General features: G+C 64.0%; 7 protein-coding genes and 2 pseudogenes. 2 read left to right on the forward strand and 7 right to left on the reverse strand.

Translation table 11 applies throughout. The features are described from left to right. A partial coding sequence (locus tag ACIQ7H_RS21665; RefSeq protein WP_395795487.1) for an IS30 family transposase occupies positions 1 to 316 on the forward strand: 316 nt, incomplete at its 5' end. Between the two features lie 321 nt (positions 317 to 637). On the opposite strand, the gene ACIQ7H_RS21670 is transcribed toward ACIQ7H_RS21665, so the two are convergent. The 6 genes and pseudogenes from ACIQ7H_RS21670 to tnpA all read right to left on the reverse strand — a co-directional run bounded on the left by ACIQ7H_RS21670 (position 638) and on the right by tnpA (position 2,788). Further along, entirely contained in the window at positions 638 to 781 is a 144-nt protein-coding gene (locus ACIQ7H_RS21670) for a transposase domain-containing protein (RefSeq protein WP_395795499.1), read from the reverse strand. Between the two features lie 81 nt (positions 782 to 862). Further along, positions 863 to 1,623, reverse strand: a pseudogene (gene tnpC / locus ACIQ7H_RS21675) (IS66 family transposase); the annotation flags it as partial. A gap of 84 nt (positions 1,624 to 1,707) precedes the next feature. After that, entirely contained in the window at positions 1,708 to 1,932 is a 225-nt protein-coding gene (locus ACIQ7H_RS21680; RefSeq protein ID WP_395795489.1) for an IS66 family transposase zinc-finger binding domain-containing protein, read from the reverse strand. 78 nt (positions 1,933 to 2,010) lie between these two features. Beyond that, positions 2,011 to 2,247: a hypothetical protein gene (locus tag ACIQ7H_RS21685; RefSeq protein WP_395795491.1), complete on the reverse strand. Its 237-nt coding sequence runs from the start codon at positions 2,245 to 2,247 to the stop codon at positions 2,011 to 2,013. A 17-nt stretch (positions 2,248 to 2,264) separates the two neighbouring features. Next, on the reverse strand, positions 2,265 to 2,672 hold the full coding sequence (gene tnpB, locus ACIQ7H_RS21690; RefSeq protein WP_395795493.1) for an IS66 family insertion sequence element accessory protein TnpB: 408 nt from the start codon (positions 2,670 to 2,672) through the stop codon (positions 2,265 to 2,267). Continuing rightward, complete coding sequence (tnpA, locus tag ACIQ7H_RS21695; RefSeq protein ID WP_395795495.1) at positions 2,600 to 2,788, reverse strand: IS66 family insertion sequence element accessory protein TnpA; 189 nt, start codon at positions 2,786 to 2,788, stop codon at positions 2,600 to 2,602. Before tnpA ends, tnpB begins: the two co-directional genes overlap by 73 nt. A gap of 449 nt (positions 2,789 to 3,237) precedes the next feature. Between tnpA and ACIQ7H_RS21700 the strand changes: the two genes are divergently transcribed. Further along, positions 3,238 to 5,064 carry an ATP-binding cassette domain-containing protein gene (locus ACIQ7H_RS21700; protein WP_395795497.1) on the forward strand — a complete coding sequence of 609 codons (1,827 nt, stop codon included), beginning with the start codon at positions 3,238 to 3,240 and terminating at the stop codon, positions 5,062 to 5,064. Positions 5,065 to 5,203: 139 nt separating this feature from the next. Here ACIQ7H_RS21700 and ACIQ7H_RS21705 read toward each other — a convergent pair. After that, a pseudogene (locus tag ACIQ7H_RS21705) lies at positions 5,204 to 5,391 on the reverse strand (integrase core domain-containing protein); the annotation flags it as partial.

Raw genomic sequence — 5,391 nt, forward strand, 5'->3', positions numbered from 1 at the left:
CCAGCACCTGGTGCACACGCTCACCGCGGACAACGGAAAGGAGTTTGCTAAGCACGAGATCATCGCGATCGCCTGCAAGGCCGACTTCTACTTTGCCGAGCCCTACGCGTCGTGGCGGCGCGGCTCGAATGAGAACGGCAACGGGCTGGTTCGCTACTACCTGCCCAAGGGCACCGACTTCGCGACAGTCAGTGACGAGCGGCTGCAAGAGATCGAGCGCAGGATCAACAGCCGACCGAGGAAAGCGCTAGGCTGGCGCACCCCTTACGAGGTCTTCGCCGAAGCCCTCAAGAAGCGTGTTGCGATTCGAAGTTGAATCCGCCGGGTAGAACCCGTGAGTCCGGCGCAGGTCCGGACTCACTCGAGCAGAATCATGCACTTGCGTGCTTGATTCGCGAGCACGTCATCCATGGCGTGTGGGAAGCTCAGATAAATTAGAACTTCCTTAAGTACCTGCCGCAGATGTCCGACGAGACGCAGCGCTGCTACCTGTTGTTCGCCATCGTCCGCGCGACCCGCTAGGTCTACGCCGAAATCCGCGCAAACAAGGCAGCGGCTGCGGCGCGCCGGTTCCTGAAGGCGCTGCGTAAGGGGCCGGTGTCGACACCCACTGCAAACGCTCGCGTTGTGCTGAGCCTCAGCCGCTGACCGCGGCCCAGCCCTCGATCGGCAGCAGGCTGTCGATGTTCCGATTGCGTGTCGTCGGCAGACGGGTGAGCACGTAGGTCAGCCAGCCCTGTGGGCAGAGGCCGTTTGCTTTGGCGGTGGCGATGAGGCTCATGATGGCGGCGGCGCGCGGGCCCGCATTCGTGCCGCCGATGAACAGCCAGTTCTTGCGGCTGAGTGTGATCGGGCGGATGGCGTTTTCAATCGGGTTGTTGTCGATCGGTCGACCGCCGTCGTCGAGGTAACGCAACAGCGCGGGCCAGCGGCTGAGGGCGTGGTTCGCCGCCTTGGCCAGGCCGCTGTTCTTCAGTGCCTTGAGGCTCAGCGCCTGCAGCCAGTCGTGCAGCTCGGCCAGCTTCGGCGCGGCGCGCTGCTGGCGGTAGGCGCGCAGAGCGTCATCTCACAGACCCTGTTCCTTCACTTCGGCCTCGATGCGATACAGCTCGCCGATGCGCTAGACGGCCTTCTGTGCGAGTGCGCTGCCGCTGGCCTGTGCGACCTCGACAAACTTGCGCGGCACCTGCACCCAGCAGGCGAGCTCGGTGACGCCGTCTTTGAAAAGGGCCATGTAGCCGGCGTAATCGTCGACCAGGAGCGCACCGCGCCAATCCCCGAGATACTCGCGGCATGTTTGCCGCTGCCGCTGCCGCTGGTGCCGTAATCGAACACCACGATCGGCGGTCCGGCGGTACTTCGGTAGTCGAAGAAGTAGCTCTGCTGGGTCTTGCCGTTGCCCGGATCGAGCGTGCCGACCGTGGTTTCGTCGGCATGCAGGCAGGCCTGTTCTCGCAGTCGTTCGCGCAAGCGATCGGCCAGCTGCTGCAGGACAACTCCGCAGGCGCCGACTGAGTCGGCGAGCGTGCGGCGTGGCAGCTCGACGCCGGCGCGGCCGTAGATCGCCTGCTGCCGGTACAGCGGCAGGTGGTCGGTGCACTTGGCCAGCAGGACCTGCGCCACCAGCGAGGGCGCGGGCAGGCCGCGGTCGATGATGGTCGGTGCGACCGGCTCGGCGGCGACGGTCTCGCACGCCCGGCAGGCGTACTACGGATAGACGTGGCACTCGACGTGGAATGTCGCCGGTGTATTCGCCAGCTTCTCGCTGACGTGCTCGCCGATCTTGATCAAAGCCGTGGCGCAGGTGGCGCACGTGCAGCCGCTCGCGGGCTCGTGCACGGTGGTGACGCGCGGCGGTTCCGCCGGCAGGGCCTGGCGCTTGGGCGTGGCCGTGGCAGGGCGGGCGATCGGCGCCTCGGCAGGTGACGCCACTTCCGCCTCGCTCGCCTGCTCCAGCGCCTGCTCGGCGGCGGCGAGCGCCTCCGCCAGGGTGTCGGCGAACAGCTCGAGCTACAGCGCGCTCCCCGCTTCGGTCTTAGCGCCGAACTGCAGCCGCTTTAGGCGTGCCACCTCGTGGTTGAGGTGCTGTACCGTGCGGTCGCGATTCTTGATCTGTCGCTGCTGGGTGGCGATGCGCTGGTCGCGCTCGGAGAGTGCGGATTCCTGCTCGGTGATTCGCTGCAGCTGCGCCTCAATCAGCGCGCGCAGCACGTCAAGCTCAGCGATGGCGGCAGCCGGTTTGGACATGCCGCCACCGTAAGGGATCAGAACGTGTGTTCGGGCACCACACTCGTAGACAATCGCATCCAATCCACGCCCGCGCACAGCCAGGCGAACTGCTCGCACGACAGCTCGCATTTCACATCGCTCGAACGCGGCCAGTGGAAGCGCCCGGCGTGCAGCCGACGCACGCTCAGCCAGGCGCCGGTGCCGTCGATCAGCAGCAGCTTGATCCGCGAGCCGGCGCGGTTGCGGAACACGTAGCCCAACGAACCCGAGGCCGCACCGCCGCTGCGCTGCACCCACACCAGCAGCCGATCCATACCGCAGGGCAGATCGATCGGCTCCACCGCCAGGAACCACTGCAAAGGCAGGCGAATCAGCCGCCCCTCCGCGCGATCGGCAGCAGCCGCAGCGGCGCAGTTTCTTGGGCCCACAGCCGCCGTCGCCACGCAGCGAACTCCCGCCGCGGAATACCCCACAGCTGGCAGTACGCCGCCTGGCTTAAACCACTGCACACCTGCGAACGCACATGCGCCCGCCACCGCCACGCCTCCAAACAAACCATCGACCGGTCCTCACTCCGGGAAACCGGCGACGGTCGGGAAGATCAGGTCAGGAGGGAAGGTGAGATGGGCGGACGCTTACGGCGATGCACGCACGTTGTACGGTCAAGATTCGCTTTGTTCGGACGGACAACGGAAGGAGTTCACTGACCGCCTGTTTGGGGTTCGCAAGCGCGCGGAGAGCGGCCTGCATGAGTTCGCGGCAGATTGTGCTGGCTGAGCGCTTCATCTACTTTCCTACTCGATGTCAGGCGAAAGCCGGACTCGCGCAGCGCATGCGCCTGATATCGTTCCGGGTGGGTCAGGTGACCTCTGGACATGGGCAACTCCACTTGCAGGTAGAGGAGCTCAGGCTACGTCACCTGGTCCACCACGCTCCCCAGGGGTGTTGCGTTTCAGAGTTGAGACCGCCGACCGCCCTGGGCATCCCTTTCCTCATTGCTGGAACCACATGAATTCTGAAGAGGCGAAGCTGGGTAGACGAGTCAGCCCCGTGTTGCTTCTGTATCGAGAGCTCTGGCGACAGGCCCACGGCAACCGCGCTGCTCTTTTGGGCTCGATGCTGCTCTTGATTGGTGCGCAAGTGGTGTTGCTGTTGATCCCTTACCTGCTTGGCAACGCCTTCAACATTCTGCAGGCGCGGGGGGGTGACGGCGCAGGCGATGCCGCCCTTTGGCTGATCGCCGTACTCAGCGCCGCGTTGGCAAGTTGGTTAATGCACGCACCGGGAAGAATCCTGGAACGCAATGTGGCACTTGCGGTGCGTGCTCGGGTCTCGACCACGCTGACAGAACGACTGTTTTCGTTCCCTCTGATCTGGCACGAACGCAATCATTCAGTTGGCACGGCCCACAGGGTGCAGCAGAGCAGTGAAGCGCTTGGCCTTTTTGCTGAAAACCAGTTCGCTTACGTCAGCAGCGCGGTGCGGCTCGTAGGGCCAGTCGCCGCGCTCTTCTTCATCCACCCGCTAGTAGGCGGCATGGCGGCGCTGGGGCTGATCGTGATCTCATGGTCCGTGGTTGGCTTCGACCGAGTGATCGTGCGGTTGGCGATCCGTACCAACGATGCCAACAGGCGCTATGGTTCAGTGCTCGCGGATGCTCTAGGCAGTGCTACTACCGTGCTCGCCCTGCGCCAGGCGCGCCCTTTCGTCCGCCTTCTTGGTCAACTATTGGAGGTGCTGTTCGAACCGCTTAAACGGATGATTCTCATTAACGAGGGCAAGTGGTTTGTGGTCGACATGGCCAGCCGCCTCTTGAGCTGCTGTCTAGTCGGCTTGTATGCTTGGCTCGTGCTGCGTCTATCGCATGGCGGGCAGGCGTTGATGCTGGGCAATGTCTACATGGTCTGGGAGTACGCGGTACAGGCCGGCGCGGTCGTCGTTGCTGTCGCGAGTAACTTCCAGCAGTTCGCCGAACATTACGCCAACTACCAGAGCGCCGACCCTATCCGCGCCGCCCTTGTCGACGATAAACTGAACAAGCCCCTTGTTCTTCAAACGTGGGATCGTTGCGAAGTCCAAGGTGTGGTGTTCCACCACGGTGGAGCACGCGACGAGGCGCCAGCTTTGGACCACATCCGGGTTTCGCTCGAGCGCGGCAAGCGTTACGCGCTTATTGGGAAGAGTGGTTCAGGCAAGAGTACCCTCATGCGCGTGCTCGCCGGACTTTATGTTGCCGAGCAGATCGTCGTGCAGCCTGCCAATTGCACCGTCGTGATGACTCCGCTGGATGCTGCGCGTTTCCTGCGGGGATCGACGACCATGATTCCCCAGGACGCCGAGCTGTTCGAAGGCTCCCTGGGGGAGAATTTGGCGATGTGCGAGTCCCTGCAGGGTGCCCCTGCTGCGGAGGAATTCCCGCACGCGCTGGGATTGGCGATGGTGACGGAGTTCGTCGATTCCGAGGGCGACCTGTTGCAGGCCCAGATCGCCGAGAACGGTGCGAACTGGTCCGGCGGACAGCGCGCGCGCTTGGTTCTGGCTAGGGGCATTCTAGCGGCGCGCGGAAGTTCGCTGGTCCTTCTCGACGAGCCCACAGCTAGCCTCGACGCGCGGACGGAAGCGATCGTTTACCAGAACCTGTTCGCGGAATTCGCCGAAACTTGCCTTGTCGCATCGGTGCATCGCCTCGAACTGCTACGATATTTCGACGAAGTGCTGGTGATGTGCGATGGCCGGCTCGTGGCGCAGGGGCCGGAAATGGTGCTGGCCGAGACTTCGCCGGAGTACGGCGAACTGCGCGCGTCGACCTTGCAGCGGGGGGGCGGAGAGGAATAACCCGACGAAGGAGCTAATGTGCCGTTCGATTCAGAGACGGGCGATCACTTGCGGGGCGGGCCGTTAGCTAGGTCTGCTGGCAGAGGCCGTTGGCTTCGCCGTTGGCGACGAGGTTTGACCTGCCCCGTAAGCTCCCCCGTCAAGCGGACAAAGCATTCCTAGAACCCTCGGCTGCTTGGGCTTTGCGTTCGGTCGGCATTATCCCGCCGAGCGCGTCATGGGGTCGTTCCTCGTTGTAGTCGAGCATCCACCACCAGGCCGCCTCGCGGACGTCGTCCAAGCGAGCGAACAGGGCTGGTCCAGGACCTCCTCGCGGAAAGTCCGGTT

Source organism: Aquimonas sp. (genome assembly GCF_044377145.1).
GTDB lineage: Bacteria > Pseudomonadota > Gammaproteobacteria > Xanthomonadales > Xanthomonadaceae > Aquimonas.